Origin of the sequence: Streptomyces sp. AV19, assembly GCF_015999245.1 — a bacterium.
GTDB lineage: Bacteria > Actinomycetota > Actinomycetes > Streptomycetales > Streptomycetaceae > Streptomyces.
On the sequence record NZ_JAEAMR010000022.1, the window covers coordinates 634,589 to 658,895 of the forward strand.

Annotated in this window: 10 protein-coding genes; 1 reads left to right on the plus strand and 9 read right to left on the minus strand. The window is 74.7% G+C overall.

From position 1 onward, the window contains the following. Positions 1 to 238: 238 nt before the first annotated feature. From I5Q34_RS31010 to I5Q34_RS31035, 6 genes are all read right to left on the minus strand, one after another. Positions 239 to 2,011 (minus strand): ATP-binding cassette domain-containing protein, encoded by a 1,773-nt coding sequence (locus tag I5Q34_RS31010; RefSeq protein WP_199895770.1) that lies wholly within the window; start codon positions 2,009 to 2,011, stop codon positions 239 to 241. A gap of 151 nt (positions 2,012 to 2,162) precedes the next feature. Next, positions 2,163 to 2,906 carry an NUDIX domain-containing protein gene (locus I5Q34_RS31015; protein WP_199895771.1) on the minus strand — a complete coding sequence of 248 codons (744 nt, stop codon included), beginning with the start codon at positions 2,904 to 2,906 and terminating at the stop codon, positions 2,163 to 2,165. 97 nt (positions 2,907 to 3,003) lie between these two features. Beyond that, positions 3,004 to 5,037, minus strand: coding sequence for a glycogen debranching N-terminal domain-containing protein (locus tag I5Q34_RS31020; RefSeq protein ID WP_199895772.1), 2,034 nt, complete (start codon positions 5,035 to 5,037; stop codon positions 3,004 to 3,006). 106 nt (positions 5,038 to 5,143) lie between these two features. Then, positions 5,144 to 6,532 carry a DUF4192 domain-containing protein gene (locus I5Q34_RS31025; RefSeq protein WP_199895773.1) on the minus strand — a complete coding sequence of 463 codons (1,389 nt, stop codon included), beginning with the start codon at positions 6,530 to 6,532 and terminating at the stop codon, positions 5,144 to 5,146. A gap of 93 nt (positions 6,533 to 6,625) precedes the next feature. Next, positions 6,626 to 8,248, minus strand: coding sequence for an amidohydrolase (locus I5Q34_RS31030; RefSeq protein WP_199895774.1), 1,623 nt, complete (start codon positions 8,246 to 8,248; stop codon positions 6,626 to 6,628). A gap of 25 nt (positions 8,249 to 8,273) precedes the next feature. Then, positions 8,274 to 8,486 carry an MbtH family protein gene (locus I5Q34_RS31035; RefSeq protein ID WP_199895775.1) on the minus strand — a complete coding sequence of 71 codons (213 nt, stop codon included), beginning with the start codon at positions 8,484 to 8,486 and terminating at the stop codon, positions 8,274 to 8,276. Positions 8,487 to 8,620: 134 nt separating this feature from the next. Here I5Q34_RS31035 and I5Q34_RS31040 point away from each other — a divergent pair, with 134 nt between their 5' ends. Then, on the plus strand, positions 8,621 to 9,721 hold the full coding sequence (locus I5Q34_RS31040) for an alpha/beta hydrolase-fold protein (RefSeq protein ID WP_199895776.1): 1,101 nt from the start codon (positions 8,621 to 8,623) through the stop codon (positions 9,719 to 9,721). A 37-nt stretch (positions 9,722 to 9,758) separates the two neighbouring features. Here I5Q34_RS31040 and I5Q34_RS31045 read toward each other — a convergent pair whose 3' ends face one another. From I5Q34_RS31045 to I5Q34_RS31055, 3 genes are all read right to left on the minus strand, one after another. Further along, positions 9,759 to 11,462: an ABC transporter ATP-binding protein gene (locus I5Q34_RS31045; RefSeq protein WP_199895777.1), complete on the minus strand. Its 1,704-nt coding sequence runs from the start codon at positions 11,460 to 11,462 to the stop codon at positions 9,759 to 9,761. Between the two features lie 13 nt (positions 11,463 to 11,475). After that, positions 11,476 to 22,413 (minus strand): non-ribosomal peptide synthetase, encoded by a 10,938-nt coding sequence (locus I5Q34_RS31050; RefSeq protein ID WP_199895778.1) that lies wholly within the window; start codon positions 22,411 to 22,413, stop codon positions 11,476 to 11,478. A 69-nt stretch (positions 22,414 to 22,482) separates the two neighbouring features. Further along, positions 22,483 to 24,270 (minus strand): ABC transporter ATP-binding protein, encoded by a 1,788-nt coding sequence (locus tag I5Q34_RS31055; RefSeq protein WP_199895779.1) that lies wholly within the window; start codon positions 24,268 to 24,270, stop codon positions 22,483 to 22,485. Positions 24,271 to 24,307: the final 37 nt, after the last annotated feature.

Sequence of the window (24,307 nt, forward strand, 5' to 3'; positions counted from 1 at the left end):
CCCATTACCTCACAATTGACGCCCAAACGGACACATCCGGGCACCCTCCGGAGTTGAGCAAGTACACAGAGCAACTGTCGTGAGCTCTTGGGACGCGTCGGGGGGAGGGTTCCCCGGGGCATATCCACGGCTCATGACGAACATCTTTCCCTCTCGCCCGACGAACGGATTGTCACTCTGCGTCGGCGCCGCACTCGCGCGGCGCGCCGGGCGGCCCCTCTTCCGCATTAGCACAGCCTCACCGCGGCCGCCCGCGCAGCAGCGTGAGGACGTACGCCGCGAGCAACCCGGTGAGCGAGAGGATCAGCGCCCAGCCGACGGGTTGCGCGATCACTCGCAGCGCCGTCGAGAGCCCCTCGTCGAGGCCGGCCGGCCACTGCAGCAGGGCCGTGGAACGCAGCCGCTCGGGGAGTCCCGCCAGAGACCGGGCGGCGGGCCGGGCCAGGACGGCGCTCACCACCGGCACCACCAGCGCCGGGACCACCAGGACCGCCATCAGCCCCAGGACCGTCGAACGGAACAGGCCCGCCGCGAGGAGGCCGGCCCAGGCGCAGCCGAGCGTGAGCGCGGCCCAGCCGACGAGGGCCGTGCCCCAGGCCGCCGGGAGGACGGTCACCGTGCCGCCGAAGAGCAGCCGCACCGCTCCGGCGCCCAGGGCGACCGAGGAGAACGCCAGCAGCAGGGCGGCGGCCGCCGTGACGACGAGCTTGCCGCCCAGCAGGGCCAGGCGGCGCGGCACACTGCCCACGTCGGGGGCCAGGGCCGGGTAGCGGAACTCCTGGCCGAAAGCGAGCGCCCCGAGCACTCCCGCGCCGAGGGCGGCGGGGGGCAGCGGGAGCGGGGCGGGCCAGCCCGCGAGAAGGCTGAGGACCGGCGCCCCGGCGCGGGCCAGGAGCACGGAGGCCACCAGCGAGAGCAGGAGCGAGGAGGCCGCCACGATCCAGCCCGTCCGCACGCCGGCGGTACGGCGCAGCTCGTAGCGGAGGGGCCAGACCGGGCCGGGGGCGGGGAGGGGCGGCTGGACGCGGGCGAGCGGGCCCTGCTGCGTCCGCCGCTCCTCGGCGGGGTCGGAGCCCGGGTCGCCGTCGGCCACGTGTCCGTCGACGCGTTGCGGCAGAGGCAGGGGGGCGGTGTCGGTCTCCTCGGTGAGCCGGTGCACCAGGATGCCGTGCCGGTGGGCGGTCTCGCCGACCGCGGCGCAGCTGCGGCCGTAGACGGAGAGGGTGCTGCCGCCGTCGTGCACGACCTCGACGGGAGGGGTGTCGGGGGACGGATCGGCGGTATCGGACTCCGCGGCGATGACGTGCGCGAGCCGGGCGGCCGACGGCGACTGGACGGCGACCTTGGGCCGCAGCCGGGCCCGGGCGAAGACGCTGGCCTCCTGGTCGGCGACCAGGCGGCCGCGGTGGATGGTGACGACCTGGTCGCCCAGGCGCGCAGCCTCTCCGGGCGAGGACGAGGTGAGGAGGACGGCGCCGCCCTGGTCCGCGTAGCCGCGCAGGAGGCCGTGCAGCCAGGAGGTCTCGCGGGGGGACAGGCCGGCGGCCGGTTCGTCGAGCACGAGGGTGTGGGGGTCGCCGAGCAGCGCCGCGGCGAGGCCGAGGCGGCGGTCCATGCCGTGGGAGAAGTCGCCGATGCGCTGGTCGGCGAGGCCGCCGAGGCCGACCACGTCCAGCACCTCGTCGGCACGGTCGGGCGGGACGCCGGCGGCCGCGCCGAGCATGCGCAGGTGACCGCGGGCGGTGCGGGCGGGGTGGCCGGGGACGTCGCCGAGCAGGACGCCGACCTCGCGGACCGGGTGGGCGACGCGGTCGAGGCTGCGGCCCCGGAAGAGCGCGATGCCGCGGCCGGGGTCGAGGCGGAGCATCAGGCGCAGGGCGCTGGTCTTGCCCGCCCCGGACTCGCCGAGGAGGACGGTGATGCGCCCCGGGAGGGCCTCGAAGGTGAGGTCGTCGACGGCGGGGGGTCGGTTGCGACGGGGGACGCTGGTCAGTCCGATGGCCTGGATCATGACTTCCCTCGCGGGGCGTGGGCATCCCGCGCGGGCGACGTGGGGTGCGCGGGAACGCGGGACGTTCCGCAGCACGGTAACCCGATATGTCCTATTTGCTGCGGAACGCAGCGTGTGCCGGAGGGTCGTGTCCTGCCCGCCGGGGCGGGCGCTACGCCTCGGGGCGCAGCATGGGCGGGTTCAGCAGGGTGGCCCCGCCGGCGCGGAAGAGCTGCGCCGGGCGGCCGCCCTGACGCGTCGTCGTACCGCCGGTGGGCACCAGGAAGCCCGGGGTGCCGGTGACCTTGCGGTGGAAGTTGCGCGGGTCGAGGGCCACGCCCCAGACCGCCTCGTAGACCCGGCGCAGCTCCCCGACGGTGAACTCCTGGGGGCAGAAGGCGGTGGCCAGGGAGGAGTACTCGATCTTGGAGCGGGCGCGCTCCACCCCGTCGGCGAGGATGCGGGCGTGGTCAAAGGCGAGCGGGGCGGCCTCCTCGCCCTCCTGCCCCAGCAGGTCCCCCACGGGGGCCCAGCGCACGCTGTGCGCGTCGCCCCCGGCGCGCGGGGCCGGCAGGTCGGGGGCGAGCGCGAGGTGGGCCACGCTGACCACGCGCATGCGGGGGTCGCGCCGGGGGTCGCCGTAGGTGGCGAGCTGTTCGAGGTGCGCGGCGTTGTCGGGGGCCGGGCAGGCCGGGTCGTGGACGTGCAGCCCGGTCTCCTCGGCCAGCTCGCGGGCGGCGGCCGTAGCCAGGTCCTCGTCGCCCCGGACGAACCCGCCCGGCAGCGCCCACCGGCCCTGGAACGGGGGCTCGCCACGGCGTACGGCCAGGGCGCACAGGGCGTGGCGGCGTACGGTGAGCACGACCAGGTCGACGGTGACGGCGAAGGGCGGGAAGGCCGACGGGTCGTAGGGCATGACGCGATCATAGTCGTCTGCCTGACGATAATCAGGTTCTTGTCCAATGGCGGCCGGGATCGGGGGCGGGTCTCCGGGGAGTTCGGTGCGCACGCGTTCACACCCCCAGCTGGAGACCGTCGGCGGCCTCCTCGACCATGCCGAGCCCGAGCCTGCTGACCCGCACCGCGAACGGCCGCCCGGCCACGCTCAGTCCCGTGAACCGCAGGGCGCCGAGCGGTGCCGAGCTGGGCGGGCGGACCGTCACTCCGCCGGCCGGGACGTCCGGCCGCACTCCGGCGAAGGCGGTCAGCAGCTGGACCGCGCCCGCGGCGGCCACGGCCGCGGGGCGGCAGGCCGCCGGATGCGGCAGTGGAGCGCCTCCGGCGGTGCGCTGCTCGCCCGCGTACATCTCCGGCAGCCGGTGGCCGAAGGTCTCGGCGGCGTCGAGCACCCCGCGCGCCAGGGCACCCGCCTCCCGCTCGAAGCCGGCGGCCGCGAGCCCCGCCACGGCCACGGCCGTCTCGTGGACGCGCACGGCTCCGCCGCGGTGCCCGAACGGGTTGTGGCCGGGCTCCTTCGTGCCGAGGCTGCGCAGGCCCCACCCGGAGTCGAGGGGCGGGCCGCCGAGGAGCCGGGCGAGCTGCTCGGTGCGCACGCGGTCCAGCAGTCCGGGCGCGAAGGCGCCCGCCGCGCTCAGGCCGGTGTCGAGCAGGTGGGCGGCGGCGCACCCCAGATGCGGTACCGGCCGCCCGTCGGGGGCGAGGGCCGCCGCCGGACGGCCGCCGCCGCGGTCCTCGACCCAGAAGTCGTCGCGGAAGCGGCGCCGGAGGTCCGCGGCCCAGTCCCGCCACTCTTGTGCTCCGGGGCGGCCGTGGGCCTCCAGCAGGTCGGCGCCGAGCAGGGCCGCCCGGTGGGCGTGGGCCTGGACCTCGCAGCGGTACGGCCCGCCGGGGTGGGGGTCGGCGAGGTAGCCTCCCTCGTCGGCCGCCGCGCGCAGCCAGGCCAGGCACCGCTCCGCTGCCGGGAGCAGCGGCTCCAGCTCCTGGCCGGGCAGCCCCCAGCGCCACGCCTCGGCGAGCACGGCGGGAAACAGGAGCGTCGCTTCGACGCCGGTGCACCCCGGGGGCAGGTGGGCTCCGGCGTGCCGCAGCGCCCCGGGGATGCGGCCACGGTCGGGCCCGGGGCCCGGGAGCTGGGTGCGGGCCAGGGTGCGCAGCGTGCCCGCGGCCAGCCGCGCCCCGAGGGGCAGCGTCATCCGTGCCGCCCACAGGGCCTCGGCGGGGGCGAGGCGGCCGCAGCGCCAGGGGACGCCGGCGGCGAGATGGACGTCGCCGGGGATCTGCCGGTCGCGCACGAGGAGGGCGCGCAGATCGTCGAGGGAGGTGGCGAACAAGGCGGCGGCACGGGCGTCGTCGCCCTCCGCCTGGGCGTCGCCCCAGGGCGCGCCGCCACGGGCCGAGGGGCCGGGGGCGGGGAGGGGCCTGCCGGGTGTCTCCGGCCGGACCCGGAGCTCGATGCTCCGCGTACCGCCGGGGGGCAGTCGTATCTCCCAGCACAGCAGTCCGGCGGAGGCCAGGGCGTCGTCCGGCGCCGGGTCGGCCGTCACCACCGCGTCCAGGCCGGGAGCCGACCAGCGCAGGCCGGAGGCGTGCACGGCGGCGGGGAGCTCGGGGGCGGCGGCGCCGGTGGCGACGGCGCCCAGCTCGGCGAGGTCGGTCCCGAGGGACACCTCGACCCCGAGCCTGGCCTCGCGGCCGGCGGCGCTGCGCAGCGTGATGCGCTCGACGCCCTCGGCGTCGCGGAGCCGTTCCACGGTGACGGCCGGGTCGGGTCCCTCGTCCACGGCGGTGCGCACCGCGCCCACGAAGCGGGCCCGGCCCGCGTCCGTCAGCCGTCCCTGGAGCGGCACCGGTTCGACGCCGTCCACTCTGATCAGGCACCGCGCCAGCAGGCGCCGCCCGTTCCGGTAGAAGCCGTCGAGGCCCTGGCCGGTGAGCTGTCCCTGCTCGCCGGAGATCGCGAGTGCGGGCAGGGCGACACAGATCAGTGCCGCGTGCACCGGCTGCGGGCCCGGGGGGCGGGCGGGGCCGGGGCGCTGGGGCGCCGCCGGGCGGGGGACGGACGGGGTGTGGGTGGCGGTGCCTTGCACGGGTCTGCGCTCCCTGTGGAGGTCACGGGCCGGGATGACGAATGAGGGCCACTCAGGTGAACGGCACGGGTGCCGTCGAGGTCACGGGGCCCGGACGTGTCCCCGGTCACCTTCGGTCGCGGGCCGCGCGCCGCCCCTGCTGCCGGCGGGCACGCGGCTTCCCTTCCGGCCCGCCCGCCGCGGCCGTGCCCCGCGCCGGGGCCGGTCGGACGGTGTCGCCCTGCGGCTTGCGGCGCCGGAGGCGGGGCGCGGCCGGCCGGCCCGGTCCACCGCCGGTCCCGGGTTCCGCGCCCGGCCGCGCGCGGCCCTCCGCGGCGGCGCGGGCGGCGTCGAGGACGGCCCGGTCCGCCCGTTCCCGGCGCAGGCAGTCGCGCAGGGACTCCGGGTCGAGGCCCTCGTTGCAGGCGTGGTGGAGGAGCTGGGCGAAGAGGTAGTCGGGGTCGGCGGTCAGCGCGCGGCCGAGGGTGATCTTCGCCTCGGCGCTCTCGCCGCCGGCCCAGGCGACCCAGCCCGCCAGGGTCAGGGGCGCGGCGGCGTGCTCCGTATAGGGCGGGACGCAGCGGCGGGCGAGCGCGCGCCACAGCCGCAGGGTGGCGGGCAGCAGCGGGCCCTCCATCCACTCGGCGGCGCGGTCCCGGGCGACGCGGTCCTGGAGGCCGAGGACGATCGCCGCCGCCTCGTCGGCGGAGACCAGGCCGTCGTCCCGCGTGTCGGCTTCCGCCCGCGCGCCGGTGGGCGGGGTGCCGTCGAAGCGGCGCAGCACCAGCTCGGCCAGGTCCAGCGTCTCCTGCCGCACCGTCTCGGCCTCGGCGCCGAGCATGCGCGGGACGAGCTCGGCCGCGGCGGCGTCCAGGGCACGCCGCTGTTCTTCGGCGGGCTGTCCGCCGAGCGGTGCGAGGCGGGCCTCCATCTCGCGCAGGGATCCGCCGACCCGCATTCCGGCGTAGGCCGCGGCGGCGGCCATGACCGAGGTGCCGGGCATCTTCAGGGGCGTGCCGTCGGGCGGGCAGCAGCGGGCGTCGGAGCAGCAGTACGACCAGAAGCGGCCGTCGGACAGGCACAGCGCCTCGAACACCGGCACGTCGAGGCCGCCGCAGGCGATCCGCAGGCGGTGGGCGAGCGGCCGCAGCCGCTCCATGACAGCCTGGCCGGTCTCCCCTTCGGCGGGGTCCTGGCAGAGGTAGAGCACGATGCCGTCCGGTGCGGTGCCCCGCTTCGTGCTCGCCGCGACGAGGGTGCGGGCGAGTTGCTCGGAGACGAACGGCCATTCCCTGGGGTCCGCCGGGATGCCGAGCCTGAGCCGGCCGCCGAAGCGCTTGCGTTCGCCGTGGAGCGCCATCATGACGATGCTGTCGTCGGGGTGGAAGCCGAGCAAGTACGGGAGCGCGTCGGCCAGTTCGGCCGGGGTGCGCAGGGTGACGTGGGTTTCCGCCGGCGGTCCCCAGTCGGAGGACGGCAGGGGCGAGGGGCCGGCTGATTCGTTGTGGTGGGCCATGGCCCGAGCGTCCCGCAGGTGCGCGGATGCCCACCAGGCCTGTGGATATCGCGAATATTGTCCTACGAATCCCTGTGGATACAGGGCCCTTCTTCACCTCTTCGCACGGGCGTTGTCAGTGGCCTCGTGTTGCATGGGGCCATGAGCAACGAAGCCGGTGTCGCGGCCGTCGACGTAGGTGGCCACCACCTCGATGTCCCCGATGCGCGACGTGTCGACGCGCCGGGGGTCGTCCCCGAGCACGACCAGGTCGGCGAGCTTGCCCGGGGTGAGGCTTCCCAGGCCGTCCTCCCAGTGGCAGGCGAAGGCGCCGGCGACGGTATAGGCGCGCAGGGCCTCGTCGACGGTGATGCCCTCGTCCGGGCCGATCGCGCGGCCGGATCCGGAGGCGCGCTCGACCATGAACTGGACGGCGCGCAGCGGGGATCCGTCCGCGACGGGCCGGTCGGAGCTGCCGACGAGGGGGATGCCGTGGTCCAGGAACGCCCTGCCGCGGTAGAGCCACGGGGCCCGTTCCTCGCCCATGACCGCCGCGTAGTCGTCGCCGAAGCAGCGCAGGAAATTGGGCTGGACGACCGCGCTGACGCCGAGCCGCGCGAAGCGCGGGAGTTGGTCGGGGCGGATGAGGCCGGCGTGCTCGATGCGGTGCCGGGCGCCGGGGCGCGGCCGGAGTCGCTGGGCCCGTTCCAGGGCGTCCAGGGCCAGGTCGGCCGCGCGGTCGCCGATCGCGTGGACGGCGAGCTGCCATCCGGCGAGGTGGCCGTCCACGATCGTCTCCGCGAGGACGTCCGGGTCGTCCTGCAACTGGCCCGCGTGGTCCAGCCCTTCGTACGGGCTGCCGAGCGCGGCGGTCCGGGCCATCATGCCGCCGTCCGTGTAGACCTTCAGCGCGCCCACGGAGAGGCGGTCGTCGCCGAACCCGGTGCGCAGGCCGAGACCGAAGGCCCGGGGGATGCCGTCGGCCTCGTGCGCGGCGACCCGGCGCAGCCGGTCCGCGGACACCATGAGCTGCACGCGCAGCGGCAGGAGACCGTCCTCGCGGGCAAGTTGGTAGGCACCCAGCTCGACCGGGCTGTGGCCGAAGAGGGTGCCGCCGATGCCCGCCTCGGCGCAGGCGGTGACGCCCTCGGCGAGACAGGTCCGGGCGGCGCGCCCGATCGCCCGGGCCAACTCCTTCTGGGAGTACGGCGGGCGCAGCGCGCGGACGGCGCCCATCGCGCCCTCGGCGAGGAAGCCGTTCTCGTGCGGGGTGCCGGCGGGGAGCAGGGAGAGGACGGCGGAGTTGACGACGCAGCCGTGACCGGAGTCGTGCTGCAGGTACACCTTGCGCCCGTGGCCGGCCTCGTCCAGCTCGGCGGCGGTCAAGTGGCGGCCCAGGGCGCGCTGGTCGTAGCCGACGACGTTCACCCAGGAGCCGGGCGGGCCCTGCCGGCCGGCGGCTTGCTCCACCACGGCGAGCACGTCGTCGATCCGTGTGAGGCCCGCGATGCTCGGGGTGTCCTCCTTGAGCCCGGTCCAGGCCAGGTGCACATGGGCGTCGACGAACCCGGGCAGCACGGTGGCGCCTTGGAGGTCGATCACCTCGCGGGCGGGCAGGGAGGTCACGGCCTCGTCCAGGCCCGCGATCCGGCCGCGCCAGATGCCCAGGTCGTGGGCGACGGGGTGGTCCGGATCCATGGTGAGGAAGCGCGCGTTCGTCAGTCTGGCGCTGAGCATCGGCGGCGTCTCCGGCCCGCCGCGGTCAGGCGTCCATGGACGCCGCGAGGGATCGGGGGCGCAGATCGGTCCAGTGGGTCTCGACGAACTCCAGGCACGCCTCACGGGTGTTCTCGCCGAGGGCGACCGTCCATCCCCCGGGCACCTCGGCGAAGGACGGCCAGAGCGAGTGCTGCCCCTCGCCGTTCACCAGGACCAGGAAACGGCCTTCGGGGTCGTCGAAGGGGTTGGTGCTCATGTGTCAGCTCCTCCTCGGGCCCAACAGGCCGGTGAGTGTGCGGTATTCACGCAACGCGGTTCATGGTTAGGTTAGGCTCACCTAATCAGGGGCGAGCTTAGCCTTTCCCCTTCCCTCCCCACAAGGAGACGTTCATGCGTCTGGAGAACGCCTTCGCCGGGTTCGGACTGCCCGGCAGGCCCGGCACCGACGAGTTCTGGGCGGCGGCACGGACACCCGTGCCGGTCCCTGCCGGTGACGGCGGTTGGGTGACCTTGTTCCTGTGGCGCAGGCCCCCGGCGAGCACCGGCCCGGCGAGCATCGACTTCGAGAGCTGGTCGGAGCCGGTACCCCTGCGCCGATGGGACGACACGGACTGCTGGTACGCCGAAGTACGGATGCCCGCGCGGCTGCGGGTGACCTACCGGTTCCTCGCGGACGACGCGGCGTACGCCGACCCGTTCAACCCGGTCGGCGCGGGCGGCGACCGGTCCATCGCCGCGACCCCGGACGCCCCGGCCCAGCCGCACTGGCCCGCCGTCGGCGCCGCGGACGTCCTGCCCGTCCCCCGCACCCGGCTCCGCTGGACCAGCGAACGGCTCGGCGGGCGGCGCACCGTGCGGGTCCACCCGGCGGGCGGCGGCGGACCGGTGGTCCTGCTGCTCGACGGGGACGACTGGCTGCACCTGCACCCGGCCATGACCGCGTTCGACTCGGCCGTCGCCAGTGGCGGGATGCCCGCCGTCACGCTCGTCTTCCTTCCCGCCCGGGACCGGGAGGCCGAGTTCGCGTGCAGGCCGGAGCTGTGGGAGGCGGTCCGGGACGAACTGCTGCCGCTGGTGGCGGAGTCCGGCGTGCCCGCCGACCGGGACCGGCTGGTGGTCGCCGGCCAGAGCCTCGGCGGGCTGAGCGCGATGTACGCGGCACTGGAGTTCCCGGACCTGGTGTCCCGCGTCGCCTGCCAGTCGCCGTCGTTCTGGTGGACACCCGACGCCCCGGGCCTGGCGGACCCGTTGGGCGGCCCGGTCGGCGGCGCCGTCGCCGCGCGCCTGCGGGAGCGCCCCGACCTCTCCGGTCTGCGGGTGGCGTTCGACGTGGGGGAACACGAGACGCGGATGCTCCCCCACTGCGAACTGGCCGAGACCCTGACCGAACAGGCCGGTGCGACCGTGCGGGTCTCGCGGTCGGCGTCGGACCACGACCGGGCGGGCTGGCGGCACGCCCTGCTCAGGGACGTCGCCTGGGCGCTCGCCTGAACGGCCCCGGCGGATCACCGGGGTCGGACAGATCAGGTCACCGCGCCACCGCCCGGCAGTACTCCTCGTCCGTGGCCAGCAGGTTCCGATGGGTGTCCTCGGCGGTGACGACGCCGTCGTCCAGGACGAGGACGCGGTCGGCGGCGTCCAGGAGGGCCGGACTGCTGGTGATCACGACAGTGGTGCGCCCCCGGCGCAGCCGCGCGACGTTGCGCGCGATGAGCTGTTCGGTGACCGCGTCGACGGCCGTCGTCGGGTCGTGCAGGACGAGGACGTCGGTGTCGGCGGCCAGGGCGCGGGCCAGGGACAGCCGTTGGCGCTGTCCTCCGGAGAGGTTCGCGCCGCGGTCGCGGACACCGTAGTCGAGTCCCTCGCGGTGGAGGGCGACGACGTCGGTCAGCATGGACGCCTCAACGGCCTCGGGGACCGTCCGGCTGGTGCCCGACGGGTCGATGTTCGTACGGAGGGTGCCCGCGAAGATCTCCCCGTCGTACGGGTTCACCAGCATGTGCTCGCGGACCGCCCCGACCGACAGGTCCGCGATCTCCTGCCCGCCGACCCGCACCACCCCCTCGTACGCGTGGGGCGGGACGTTCACGGCCAGGATCGACGCGAGGTCGGCCGCCGCGCGCGGCTGGTAGACGGCGACGGCCACGAACTCGCCCGCGGCCACCCGGAACTTCAGCCTGCTCAGGGACCCGTACCGGACGCAGTCGACCTCGAGGTCACCGCCCGCGGCCGGGCGCCCCGGCCCCGGGGTCGCCACCGGCGGCGCGGCCAGCACCAGCGCCATCCGCTCGGCCGAAGCCCGCGCGACCATCACGTACTTGGGCATCTCCGAGAACAGCTTGAGCGGTTCCATGATGAACTGCCCGAGTCCGACGGCCATGACGAGTTCCCCGATGGTGATCCGGCCGTCGAACGCCAGCCAGCCGGCCGTCAGGGTCACGGCGGCGGCGAGGGCCGCGTTGAGGGCCAGCGCGGTGCCCGCGTACACGCCGTTCACCTTGGCGACGGTGATCGACTGGCGCCTCGCCTCCGTGCTGACCTTCCGGTAGGACCGGAACGCCGCGTGGTTGCCGCCGAAGCCGTGCAGCGGGCGCAGGCCGGTGATCAGGTCGGCGACCTTCGCACCCGCCCGTGCCACCCGGGCCTGCTGCTCGCGGGTGCTGGAACCGATCCGCCTGGACATCACGCTCAGGACCGTCAGGATCGCGACGGTTCCCGCGATCACCAGGGCGCCGAGCCGGAGATCGGCCAGGCCCAGCGCGACCGCCGCGACCAGCACCGCGACCAGCGAGCTGACCAGCAGCGGCACCACCTCGATGATGTCGGCGGTCTGGTCGGCGTCCTCGGTGGCGATGGTCAGCACCTCGCCGGACTTGAGGTCGACGTCCCTGGCCACCGGCTGGAGTCCGCAGGCCGCGACCTTCACCCGCCAGCGGTGCGCCTCGGTCGTGTTGGCCTTCTGCAGGATGCGCATCCCGAACCGCCACGACAGCGACACGGTCGTGATGATCACGGCCAGCGCGCCGATCGACAGGCCGAGCGAGCCGAGGCTCCGGTCGTCCCGCAGCGTGTGCTCGACGATCATGCCGAGCGCGATGGGGAAGGCCGTCTCCCCGGCCTGGTACAGGCCCATGAGGACGGTGCCCCAGACCATGGCGCCGACGTTGCGGCGCAGTGCGGTCCGGAGGATGTCGGACCCCGGTCGGGGCCGCTGCGTGTCAGGAGTTGTCATCGACCGCTGCGTGTCAGGAGTTGTCATCGAGATGGCGGGCAATCGCTTCCGGGGTTCGCAGGGTGAACAGGTCACGGATCGTGACCACGGGACCGTACTCCCGGCGGAGCAGCCCGATCAGCCGCACCGCCAGCATGGAGTGTCCTCCGAGGGACACGAAGTCGCTCACCGCGCTCACCTCGTCGTCGTCGAGGTCCAGTGCCTCGGCGAAGAACTCGCACACCACGGCCTCGGTCTCCGTCTCCGGGCCGCGCTCCCCCGCCGTCGTCAGCGCTCCCAGCGGCCTGGCCTCCGGAAGCGCCTTGATGTCGGCTTTCCCGTTCACCGTCAACGGAATGCTGTCGACCTGGGCGTAGTGCGTCGGGCGCAGGAAGTCCGGCAGCCCGGCGACCGCTTCGGCGGCGACCGCCGCCAGGCCGGCGCCGTCGAGGACGAGGTAGGCGGCGAGCCGGTACGCGCCGTCGGCCTGCGGGTCGGGCTGGGCGACCGCGGCGGCGAACCGCACCGCCGGGTGCGCGGCGAACGCGGCCTCGACCTCGCCGAGTTCGACCCGGTGCCCCCGGATCTTGACCTGCTGGTCGGTGCGGCCCAGGTACGTCAGGTTGCCGTCGGGCCGCCGGAGCACCAGGTCGCCGGTGCGGTACATGCGCTCGCCGGGCGCGCCGAACGGGCACGCGACAAAGCGGTGCGCGGTCTGGGCGGGCTGTCCGAGGTAGCCGCGCGCGATGCCGATGCCCGACACGTACAGCTCACCGGGAACGCCGTCCGGCAGGGGCCGCAGCCACGGATCCAGCACGTACACGTCCGTGTTGTCGATGGGCCTGCCCACCACCGGGTCCTGGCACTCGAAGGTGCCGACGCCGAGGGTGTTGATGGTGTACTCGGTGGGTCCGTACAGGTTGTAGCCGGCTGTCCCCTCCGTCGCGGCGAGGCGCCGCCACAGGGCCGGGGTGACGGCCTCGCCGCCGAGAAGCACCAGCGCGGGGCGCCGGGCCGGGTTGTCGAGCAGGCCCTGGGCCACCAGTTGCTGCGCGTAGGTCGGGGTCACGTTGATGACGTCGATGCCGTGATCGAGGCAGTATTCGACCAGTCCGGGCGCGTCGCGGCGCAGTTCCTCGTCGCAGATGTGCACTTCGTGGCCGTCGGCGAGCCACAGCAGTTCCTCCCACGACATGTCGAACGCGAACGACACGGTGTGGGCTATGCGGAAGACGCGGTGGTCGTGCTCCGCGAGGACCGGCTCGAAGACGCGGCGCTGATGGTTGATCAGCATGTTGGTGAGCCCGGCGTACTCGGTCACCACGCCCTTGGGCTTTCCGGTCGAGCCGGAGGTGTAGATCGTGTACGCGGGGTGCCGCAGGCGGTCGGGGTCGTCCGGCGTGAACGTCACGAACGGCCCGGCCTCGGGCAGGGGTCGGTCCAGCTCGATCAGGTCGCCGGTCAGCCGGGGCGATACGGCGCTCACCGTGAGGATCACGTCCGGGCGGGCGTCCGCGACGATCGCGGCGATCCGCTCGTCCGGGTGGTCCAGCTCCAGCGGCACGTACGCGGCGCCGACGCGCAGCACGGCGAACAGCGCCACGATCGAGTCGAGGGAGCGCGGGATCGCGAGGCCCACGGTCGTCCCGGGGCCGAGGCCCCGCCGGGCGAGCACGCCCGCCACCGTCCGGCTGCGGCCTTGGAGTTCGGCGAAGGTCATGGTCCTGCCGTGGGCGACGAGCGCGACCCGCCGCGGATCGCGGTCCGCCGCCCGGTCGAACCGGTCGACGACGGTGTCCGTGCCGATGTCCGTGCGTCCGGCGGGCTCGGGGGCCCGCCCGAGGCCCGGCAGCGCGCCGAGCGGGCCGGTGGACCGGGCGAGGCCGTCGAGCACGCGCAGGTAGTCGTCGAGGAGACGACGGGCGCCCGCGGTGTCGTCGTCGCGGTGTTCCAGCTTGACGGCGATCCGGTCGCCGGGCGTGACGACCCAGGTGAACGGGTAGTGGGTGGAGTCGTCGGCCTTCACCGAGGTGATGCCGTGCCGGGCGTTCATCTCGGCGAACGCGTCCATGTCCAGGAAGTTCTGGAGCACGAAGAGGTTGTCGAACAGGGTGTCGTGCCCGGCGGCCCGCTGGATCTCGCCGAGGCCGAGGTGCTCGTGCTCCATCGCCTCGACCCTGGCGGCCTGCACGGCCGACAGGTACTCCCGGACGGTGTCGCCCGGCCGGGCCCGCGTCCACATGGGCACGGTGTTGAGCAGCACGCCGACGACGCCGTCCAGCCCCTCGCCGTCCCGGCCGGAGACGGTCACGCCGAACACGGCGTCACCGCGGCCCGTGCGTGCGCCGAGGAGGAGGCCGAACGCGCCGGTCAGCACCGAGTTCAGCGTGACGCCGTGCGCCTTGGCCGTGTCCCGCAGGAGGTCCGACTGCTCGGCGGAGAGCGTGTGGACGAGCGCGTGCGGCAGGTCGTCCGGGAGGGACGGCGACGGTCCGGCGAGCAGGGTCGGGCCGGACAGGCCCGCGAGGTGCCCGGCCCAGAAGCGTTCGGACCCGGCGGGGTCCTTGGCGGCGAGCGCCCGGGCGTGGTCCTCGAAGCCCGGCGTGGCCGGGACCGGGGCGGGCAACTCGCCCGCGAGGACGGCCTGATAGGCGTCGAACAGGTCCCGCAGCACGATCTCGCGGGACCAGCCGTCCCACAGCAGCAGGTGGTAGCTGAGCAGCAGGCCGTCGCGGCCGCCGGGCAGGCGCACCACGGTCAGCCGGATCAGCGGCGGTTCACCCGGGTCGAAGCCCGTGGCGCGGTCGAGGGCGCGCAGTTCGTCCACGTCCGCGTCCGTCGCCAGGGCGACCGTGCGGACGCCTACGCGCCGGCCCGCCTTGAGGACCTGGACGGGGTTTCCGTCGCCGTCGGCGGTGAAGCCGGCGCCCACGACCGGGTGCCGCGCGATCACGTACGCCATCGCCTCGGACAGCGCGTCGGCGTCCAGGCGCCGGTCGAAGGCGAACCAGCTCTGCGCGACGTAGTGTCCGGCCGGACCCGCCATCTGGGCCTGGAAGTACAGGCCCCGCTGGAGCGGGGTGACCGGTGCCGTGCGCTCGGCCCCCGCGGCGGCGTCCGCGATGTGTTCCAGCGCGTTCCGCCAGTGCTCGGTGATCTCGTCGGGAATGCCCTCGGCGAGGGTGAAGGCCGCCCGCAGGCCGCCGGTGGCGTCGTCGAGCCACGCGTTGACCTCGACGGCGTACGGGCTGCCCTGGCCGCCGCCGGTGATGTGCACCGCCTGTGACTCGCTGCCCCGGCCGAGGTAGTTGAACAGCACCTGCGGGCGGGCGGTCAGCAGCGGGGCCGTCTGCGGGTTGAGGTACCTGAGCCGGCCGTAGGCGACGTGCCCGCGCTCGTCCGGCTGGCGTTCGGCGACCTCGCGCGCCGCGGCGACGGGGTCGGTGTGCGCGGTGAGCCGTACGGGCGCGATGGAGGTGAACCAGCCGACCGTGCGGGTGTAGTCGTGGTCCTCGAGGACGGGGACCCGGCCGTGCCGCTCCAGCTCGATCGCGAGGTCGGTGGGCGACGGCTGGATGTGGGTCAGCGCGGTGCGCAGCGCGCCGCACAGCAGCTCGGTGAGCCCGACGCCGAGCGCGACGGGGGCGGTACGCGTCACGCGGTCGCTCACGTCGGGCGCGAGGGCGACCGTGGTCTCGCGCGGCCCCTCGACCGCGGTCAGCAGCGCGGGTGCTCGGAGTGTGGTGACCCAGTGCCCGAGGTCGCCGGCGTCCTGGGCGGCCTGGAGTGCCAGTGCTTCGGCGTACTCGGCGTAGGAGGTGGTCGGCGGCGCCAGGGCCTCCCCGCGCAGGGCGGTGGCCAGGTCGTCCAGGAGGACCAGCCAGGACACCGAGTCGACGGCGAGGTGGTGCACGGTGACCACCAGGGTCCGGCTCGCCTCCAGCCATGAGAACGCGACGACGTCCCCGGATCCGGGATCGAGCCGTCCGGCGGCCTCGTTCGCGGCGGCCGTCGCGTCGGCCGCGTCCGCCGGGACGACGGTGACCTGCCGGGCGGCTTCGGTGCGCAGGGTCCACACGCCGTGCTCGACGCGCAGCCGCAGCCGGAGGGCCGGGTGCGCGGCCACGACGGCGTCCGCGGCGCGCGCGGCGTCGGCGAGGCCGGTGCCCTCGGGGGCCGTCAGTGTCCTGGCCTGGGCGAACCGGGCGAGCGATCCGCCCAGTTCGCGTTGGCGCAGGATGATCGGCGTCGGTGTCACCGGTCCGTCCTCGCGGCGGGCGGGTGCGGGCGTGGCGGCCTGCGCCGTGCGCGTACCCAGGTGCTCGGCGAGCAGGCGCGGCGTCCTCAGCAGGAACACGTCCCGGGGCGAGATCGACAGGCCGAGCGCCCGGGCCCGGTTGATCACGGTGATGGCGACGATGCTGTCGCCTCCGGCCCGGAAGAAGTCGGTGTCGCCGTCGACGGCGGAGCCGGGCAGCGCCTCGGTGAAGACGCCGACCAGCGCGGCGAGCGCGGAACCACTCGCGGCCGCCGGGGTGTTGTTGTCGTCCTGTGCGGCGCGCTCGGCCAGGGCCTTGCGGTCCAGCTTGCCGTTGACCGTCAGCGGCAGGGCGTCGACCGTCAGCACCCGGCCCGGCACCATGTGCACGGGCAGCTTCGCGGACAGGAGGCCGGCGAGGTCGCCGGGCACCCGGCCCACGACGTGCGCGACGAGGTGGTCGCCGCTGTCGGCCACGGTGACGGCCGCGTCGACGACGCCGTCGAGTGCCCTGACCGCGGACTCCACTTCGCCGAGCTCGATACGGAAGCCCTTGAGCTGCACCTGGTCGTCGGCGCGCCCGGTGAACTCCAGCTCGCCGTCGAGCGTGCGGCGGGCGAGGTCGCCGGTGTGGTACATCCGGGAGCCGTCGCCGGCGAACGGGTTCGCCACGAACCGGGACGCGGTGAGCCCCGGCCTGCCGAGGTAGCCGAGCGACACCTGGTCGCCGGCGACGTAGATGGCGCCCACCCGGCCCGGCGGCACCGGCCGGAGGCGGTCGTCGAGCAGGTGGGTGACCAGGCCGGGGATCGGACCGCCGATCGGGCTGGCGTCGTCCCCGGGTCCGAAGTCCTCGTCGGTCAGCACCCGGTGGGTGACGTGGACGGTGGTCTCGGTGATGCCGTACATGTTGACCAGCTCGGGCGAGCGGGTGCCGTGCCGCCCGACCCAGCCGCGCAGCCGTCCGGGGTCCAGCGCCTCGCCTCCGAAGATGATCCGGCGCAGTGCCGGGAGCGGCTCGCCGGCGTGCCGGTCGGCCTCGGCGAACTGGTAGAACGCCGACGGGGTCTGGTTGAGCACGGTCACTCCGCGCTCGCGGACCAGCCGGTGGAAGTCGGCCGGGGAGCGGGTCAGCGCGTACTCCGGCACCAGCAGTTCACCGCCGTGCGCCAGCGCGCCCCACAGTTCCCAGACCGCGAAGTCGAAGGAGAAGGAGTGGAACTGGACCCACACATCGTGCGGGCCGAAGTCCATGTCCTGCCGCGTGTTGGCGAGCAGGGTCACCACACTGGAGTGCGGGACGACGACGCCCTTGGGCCGGCCGGTGGATCCGGAGGTGTAGATCACGTACGCGGGGTCGTGCCGGCCGGTCGCGGGCGCGGGCACGGTGGTGTCCCGCTGCGGTTCGTCCCCCTGGACGAGGACGCGGGCCGGGACGCCCACGCGGGCCAGGAGCCCGGTGAAGCGGTCCCGCTGTTCGCGGTCGACGAGGACGGCCTGGGGGGCGGCGTCGGCGAGGATGTACTCCAGGCGCTCGTCCGGGTACGCCAGGTCCAGCGGTACGTACGCGCCGCCGGCGGTGACGGTCGCGACCAGGGCGACGACCTGCTCCAGGGAGCGCGGGACGGCGACGGCGACCCGTTGGCCGGGGGCGACACCGGCCGCGCGCAGGGCCGAGGCCAACTGGTTCTTCGCGTCCGCCAGTTCGCCGTAGGTCAGTGACCGGGTACGGCCGTCGAGGCCGCATTGCGTGACGGCGGTGGCGGCCGGGTCGCGGTGCGCCGCGGCGTCGAAGAGCGCGCCCAGGGTCGTCGGGGCACTGTGTGTTCCCGGGGGGCGGCCCCCCGGGAACACACAGTGCGGAAGCCGGTCGTTCCCGGGCGTCAGGTCGTCGACCAGGGCGTCCGGCCGGGTGAGCAGGCCGGTGAGGGCCGAGGCGAACGTGTCCAGGATCGCCCGGGCGCTCGTCTCCCGCAGCAGTTCGCCGTCGTAGATGAGGTTGAAGCGCGGACGGGCGTCGGCTGTGCGCTCCACCACCAGCGTCAACGGGTAGTGCGGGGCGCCCTCGTTGACGATGCCGGTGACGACCAGTGTGTCGCCGGGCCTCCGCAGACCGTCCACGTCGGTCGCGACGTCGAACACCACCAGGGTGTCGAACAGGGAGCCGGCGCCGGCCAGGCGGCCGGTCCTCGCCAGCGAGACGTGCTGGTGCGGCAGCACGGCGCTCTGGTGCTCGCGCACCGAGGCGAGCAGGTCGTGCGCCGTGGTGGCACCGGTCCACCGGGCGCGCACGGGAACGGTGTTGATGAACAGGCCCACCATGTCCTCGATGCCGGGCACCTCCGCGTCGCGCCCGGACACCGTGGAGCCGAACACCACGTCCCTGCCGTGCAGGATGCCGCCCAGCGTCACCGCCCAGGCGCTGTGCACGGCCACGCTCAGCGGCACGCCGGCCGAGCGGACGGCCGCGTCGATGTCGTCCCCGGTCTCCACGGCGGTGTCGGCGAACCGGTCGGACGGGGTGTGGCCCTCGGCGACCAGCGAGGGGCCGGGCAGCCCGGCGAGTTCCTCGCGCCACACCCGGTCGCTCTCGTCGTCGTCGCGTCCGGCGAGCCAGTGCACGTAGTCGGGGAAACCGCCGAGCGGGTACACGGTCCCCGGCGCGTGGTACTCGGCCAGCAGCGCGCGGAGCATCGGCGGCACCGACCAGCCGTCGGCGATGATGTGGTGCACGGTCTGCACCAGGACGTTCCGGCCGGAGCCCGCGCGGATCAGTGTGTACCGCATCAGCGGGCCGGTGGCCAGGTCGAATCCGGCGCGGCGGTCGCGCTCGGCGTGGGCGCGGATCTCGTCGTCGGTGATGCCGGGGCGGTCCAGCGTGGTGAAGGGCGCCTCGGCGCCGCTCTCCAGGACGGAGACCACCCGGCCGTCGGCGAGGGCCGTGAAGCGCGCGGCCAGGTTGGGGTACAGCGTGAGCAGCCGGGTGGCCGCCGCCGCGAGCCGGCCGGCGTCCACCTCGCCGTCCAGCGCCAGCAGTTGCTGCTCGACGTAGGTGCCCGCGGAGTCGCCGTCGAAGACCGAGTGGAAGTACAGGCCCTCCTGCAACGGGGTCAGCGGCAGGACGTCCCGCAGCGCCGGGCCGTCCAGGGCGTCGACGTCGGCCTGCGTGAGCGGCACCAGGGGGAAGTCGCCGGGCGAGTGGCCGCCTTCGTCGAGCGCGGCGAGGCCGGCGAGGGCTTCCCGGAAGTACGCGCCGAGCGTCGTGACGTCCTCTTCGGTGAACATCCCGTCGGGCCAGGAGATGGTGGTGACCAGCTCGTACTCGCCGGCCGGGGCGGCGGGTTCGGCGATCGCGTTGAACTCCAGGGCGCGCGGCAGGCGCATCCCCGGGTCGCGCTTCTCGCCCAGCTGGCCGGTCGGCCCGGTGAGTTGCCAGTCGCCGGACGCGCCCGCGTCGAAGCGGCCCAGGTAGTTGAACAGCACCTGCGGCGCCGGCGCGTCGAACGCGGCACCGGCCAGGTATCGCAGGGCGCCGTAGGAGAGGCCGTTGCCCGGCACCCGGGCGAGGTCGTCCTTGACCGCCTTGAGGGCGGCGGCCAGGTATGCGGGCGCGGTGAAGCCGGCGGCTTCTTCACCAGGGGCGCCGGGGTCCACGGTCACCGGGAACAGGGTGGTGAACCAGCCGACGGTCCGCGACAGTTCCGGCTCGAAGCCGGCGCTGTCCGCCACGAACCGCCCTTCGCGGCCATGGCCCTCCAGTTCGATGTGCGCGAACGTCTGGTCCTGCCCGAGGCCGCGGCGCCACCGGGCGAGGGTGACGGCGAGCGCGGTCAGCAGCACGTCGTTGACGCCCGCGTGGAACTTCGCGGGGATCTCGCCCAGCAGCGCGGCCGTGACCTCGGGGCCGGCCGTGACGGTCCGGACCCGCTCCCGCGCGACGGTGTCGCCGTCGGACAGCGCGCGCCTGCCCACCGGCCGGTCCGCTCCCGGCAGCGGCTGCCCGTAGTGGGCGCGGTCGGCGTCGAACGCCGCGCGCTCCAGCAGCTGCGTCCAGCGCCGGAACGACGTGCCCACCGGGGGCAGCTCGATGGGCGCGCCGGAGGCGAACTGCCGCCACGCCGTGGCCAGGTCCTCCATCAGGACCCGCCAGGACACCCCGTCGATCACCACGTGGTGGACGACCACGACCAGTTGGCGGGCCGCGCGGCGCCAGACGGCGCGCAGCATCACGCCGTCCGCCGGGTCGAGTCCGCCGGTGGCGAGCGCGACGCACTCGTCGAGCGGCCGGTCGCTCTCCTGCCACCGGGCGGCGGCCCCGTCCGCCGCCGGGATGTCGAAGCCCCAGCGGTCGCCGCGCACGAGCCTGGCGCGCAGCATGGCGTGCCGGCCGGTCACGGCGGCGAGGATCGCGTCGAGCGCGTCGGCGGTGAGGGCCTCGGGGGTGTTCAGCACCACCGACTGCACGAAGCCGTCGATCGCGTCCGTGGTTTCGCCGAGCCACTGCACGATGGGCGATCCCACGACGGATCCGGTCGGTACGTCGCCGTGGTCCGCGCCGGAGACGTCCTCCCGGCCCGCCACCGCGGCCAGCGCCCCCAGGACGCTGTGGGTGAAGATCTGCCGGGCCGTGACGTGGAGTCCCGCGTCGCGCAGCGCGCTCAGCAGGGAGATGGCCAGGATGCTGTCCCCGCCCAGCTGGAAGAAGTCCTGGTCGGCCCCGACCTCGTCCAGCTGCAGCAGGGCCGCGACCGCCGCGCACACCGCGCGCTCGTTCCCGGTGGCGGGCGGGACGGACGCGCCCGTGCCGACCGCGGGTTCGGGCAGCGCGCGCCGGTCGAGCTTGCCGTTGGCGGTGAGCGGGAACTCCGTCATCACGACGACGTGGGCGGGCACCATGTACTCGACCATGTGCGCGGCGGCCCACGTCCTGACCTCGTCCGCCCGCAGGTCCTCGCGCCCGGCGGCCGGGATCACGTACCCGACCAGGTAGGCGCCGCCCGCCGCGTTCTTCTTCGCGACGACGCAGGCGTGCCGTACGCCGGGGTGCTCCGCGAGACCGGCCTCGACGTCCTCGGTCTCCAGCCGCATGCCGCGGATCTTGATCTGGTTGTCGGCCCGGCCGAGGAAGTCGAGCGAACCGTCCGGGGCGAACCGCGCTAGGTCACCGGTCCGGTAGAGCCGCGAGCCGTCCCCGGCGAAGGGGTTCGCCACGAACCGGGAGGCCGTCAGGCCGGGCGCGCCCGCGTACCCGCGTCCCAGGAGGAACCCGCCCACGTACAGCTCGCCGCCGACCCCGACCGGGACCGGGCGCAGTTCGTCGTCGAGGACGTACAGCTGGGTGTTGGGGTTGGCCCTGCCGATCGACGTCGACAGGCGTTCCGCCGCGCCCCGGTAGACGACGTGCGAGACGCCGATCGTCGTCTCGGCCGGGCCGTAGCCGTGGTACATGGGGATGTCGAGCCGTGCGCGGAACCGCTCGTACAGCTCGGGGGTCAGCACCTCGCCGCCGCACCACACGTGCCGCAGGCTGTCGAGGCGCCCGGAGTCGCCCGCGATCTCCAGCAGGACGTCCAGCATGGACGACACCAAGTACGTGAAGGTGACCCGCTGTTCGGCGATCACGCCCAGCAGGTGGTGCGGGTCGCGCTCGCCGCCGGGCCGCAGGACCACCAGCCGGCCTCCGGACACCAGCGGCAGGAATATCTCGTTGATGGATATGTCGAAGGACAGCGGCGCCTTGAACAGCGACGCGTCGTCGTGGCCGAAGCCCAGGATCTCGTCGGCCTGCCACAGCAGGCGCTCGCTGATCGCCTCGTGCCGGATCATCGCGCCCTTGGGGCGCCCGGTCGAGCCTGAGGTGAAGATGACGTACGCCAGGGCGGCGCCGGGGACGGTGACGTCGGGGCCCTCGACGGGGTGGGAGCCGAACCGCCAGTCACCGAGGTCGACGGCCACGGCCTCCGGTTCGCCCGGGGCGTGTTCGCCCGACGCGTTGAGCTGCAGGACGGCCCGGGCGTCCTCGACGACGACAGCCCGGCGCCCGTCGGGCCACTGCGGGTCGAGCGGCACGAACGCGCCCCCGGCCCGGAGCACGCCGAGCAGTCCGATCACCATGTCGGCGGAGCGGCCGAGCGAGATGCCGACGACCTGTTCGGCGGTGAGTCCGCGTTCGATCAGGTGGTGGGCCAACTGGGCGGAGAGCTCGTCCGCCTGACGGTAGGTCAGCGTGCGGTGCTCGTCGGCGACGGCGACGGCGTCCGGCCGGGTCCGCGCCCGCTCGCGGAACATCTCCACGACGGTCGGGCGGACCCGGTCGGCCCCGGTGTCGTTCCACTCGGCCAGGGCTTCGAGCCGCGCCGCCGCGTCGGACGGGCCGACGGTGCCGATGGGCCGGTCCGGGAAGTCGGCCAGGTCGTCCAGCGCGAGCTGCGCCTCGGCCAGGACGACGCCCTCGGGGACGGTGATGCTCCGGCCGTCCGCGCCGGTCTCCCAACCGGCGGGCCCGGAGCCGCCGTTGTCGATCCACCCGAGGACGTCGGCGAACAGCGTGCCGGGAGTGAGGTCCAGGCCGTCGGGGCTGCGGCCCGTCGCCCAGTAGGACAGCCCTGTGGCGCACGCTTCGGCGATGGAGCTGTCGGAATAGTCGCCGATCCGGCGGCGTATTCCGGCCAGGCGCGTGGGGGAAAGCAGTGCGAGGCGAGGGCTCGGTTCCATCGTCGAAGACATCGAAGACTCAGCATCCCTTCCAAGTATGAAAGTTAGCCTAACCTAACTAAGGGTCGCCTAACTACCCTCTCGCCAGGCTCGCCACAGCCGCGCGTACCGACCGCCCAGGGCCACCAACTCCTCGTGGGTTCCCTGCTCCACCACGCGCCCCCGGTCCAGCACCGCGATCCGGTCCGCCGCCATCGCCTGCGTCAGCCGGTGCGCCACGAACAGCGTGGTCCGGCCCGAGCACGCGGCCAGCACGGCCCGCTCCAGCCCGGCGGCGCCCTCGCTGCCCGCCTCCGCGGTCGACTCGTCGAGCACCACCACCGGCGCACGGCCCAACACCAGCCGCGCCAGGGCGATCTGGGCCACCTTGGTGCCGTCCAGGCGCTCGCCGCCCTCGCCGACCGGGGTGTCCAGCCCGTCGGGCAGCGCCTCGGCCCAGCCGTCGGCGCCGACCGTGCGCAAGGCGCCGGCCAGTTCGGCGTCGGTCGCTCCCGGCGCGGCGAGGCGCAGGTCGTCGGCGAGCGTGCCGGAGAACACGTGCGTCTCCTGCGTCAGGATGCTCACCAGGGCCCGCGCCCCGGCCTCGTCCAGACCGGCGAGATCGTGCGGCCCGACGCGCACCGAACCGGCCTGCGGGGTCCCGATGCCCGCGATCAGCGCGGCCAGGGTCGTCTTGCCCGCACCCGTCGCCCCCACCAGGGCGAGCGAACCCCCGGCCGGAATGGTCAGGTCGACATCCCTCAGCACCGGCTCGTCGGTGCCGGGATAGCGGAACGTCAGCCCCTCCACCGTCACCGGGTACGGCGCGGCGTCCGCCGGCGCGACGGGGGCGTCGCCCACCAGCCGGTCCTCCGCGGGCTCCTTCAGCACCCCGACGAGACGGGTCAGGCTGGCGCCCGACTTCTGCGCCTCGTCGAAGGTGAACATGATGGCGCCCAGCGGGGTGAACAGCCGGTGGAACATCAGCGGGGCCGCCGACACCTCGCCGAGGCTGGCGGCGTCGGCCTCCAACAGGGCGTACCCCACCCCGAGGATCAGGACGAGGCCGATGAACTCGGCGCGGTTCTCCCGGCCGACGAACCGCCCGAAGAACCGGAACACCTCGATGCCGAGCTCGCGCACCCGCCACGACTCCCGGGTGACCTCCTCCCGGACGGCGTCCTCCAGGCGGTACGCGCGGACCGTGTCGATCCCGTTCAGGCCGCTGATCAGCGCCTGCGCGCGGTCGGCCTGGGCGGCCCGCTGCTCACGGTAGAGCGGGGCGGACCGGGGGAGGTACCAGCGCAGGGCCAGCGCGTACGCGGGCAGCGCGCCGGCGCCCGCCAGGCCGAGCCGCCAGTCCAGGCCGAACATGCCGACCGTGGCGATGGCGACCAGCACCCCCGCCGAGAACACGGTGGGGACGGCGGTCCTTATGCCCTTGGACAGCACGGCCACGTCGTCGCCGACCCGGGACAGCACGTCCCCCCGGCCGACCTGCTCGATCCGCGCGCTCGGCATCCCCAGCACCGCCCGGACGGCGCCCTCCCGCAGCCGCGCGAGCAGATCCGCGCCCACCCGGCCGATCAGGTACGTCGACATCGCGGTGGCCGCCGCGCCGAGCAGCGCGGCGGCCACCGTCCAGATCCCGATCGTGACCAGGACCGAGCGCGATTCGCCCCCGGCCACCCCGTCGACCACCCGGCCGAGGAGGAGCACCGGGAGCACCTGGAGCGCCGCCCCGGCCACCGTGGTGAGCACGGCGGCGGCCACCGGCCACGGCGCCTCGCGGCAGTGCGCCGAGACCCATCGGGCGGCCTCGCGGCCGGTCGTCGTGCGGAGGGTCGCCGGGGCGACGGGTGTGTCAACAGTGCTCACACAGAGGCCCAGTCAGATCGGGGACGGACAGATTGGT

What these genes read in the sequence shown, in the direction of transcription:
- I5Q34_RS31025 (WP_199895773.1), bottom strand. Translation starts at nt 6,532, where the DNA reads ATGGCCCACCACAACGAATCAGCCGGCCCCTCGCCCCTGCCGTCCTCC.
- I5Q34_RS31015 (WP_199895771.1), bottom strand. Translation starts at nt 2,906, where the DNA reads ATGCCCTACGACCCGTCGGCCTTCCCGCCCTTCGCCGTCACCGTCGAC.
- I5Q34_RS31010 (WP_199895770.1), bottom strand. Translation starts at nt 2,011, where the DNA reads ATGATCCAGGCCATCGGACTGACCAGCGTCCCCCGTCGCAACCGACCC.
- I5Q34_RS31030 (WP_199895774.1), bottom strand. Translation starts at nt 8,248, where the DNA reads ATGCTCAGCGCCAGACTGACGAACGCGCGCTTCCTCACCATGGATCCG.
- I5Q34_RS31040 (WP_199895776.1), top strand. Translation starts at nt 8,621, where the DNA reads ATGCGTCTGGAGAACGCCTTCGCCGGGTTCGGACTGCCCGGCAGGCCC.
- I5Q34_RS31050 (WP_199895778.1), bottom strand. Translation starts at nt 22,413, where the DNA reads ATGGAACCGAGCCCTCGCCTCGCACTGCTTTCCCCCACGCGCCTGGCC.
- I5Q34_RS31045 (WP_199895777.1), bottom strand. Translation starts at nt 11,462, where the DNA reads ATGACAACTCCTGACACGCAGCGGCCCCGACCGGGGTCCGACATCCTC.
- I5Q34_RS31035 (WP_199895775.1), bottom strand. Translation starts at nt 8,486, where the DNA reads ATGAGCACCAACCCCTTCGACGACCCCGAAGGCCGTTTCCTGGTCCTG.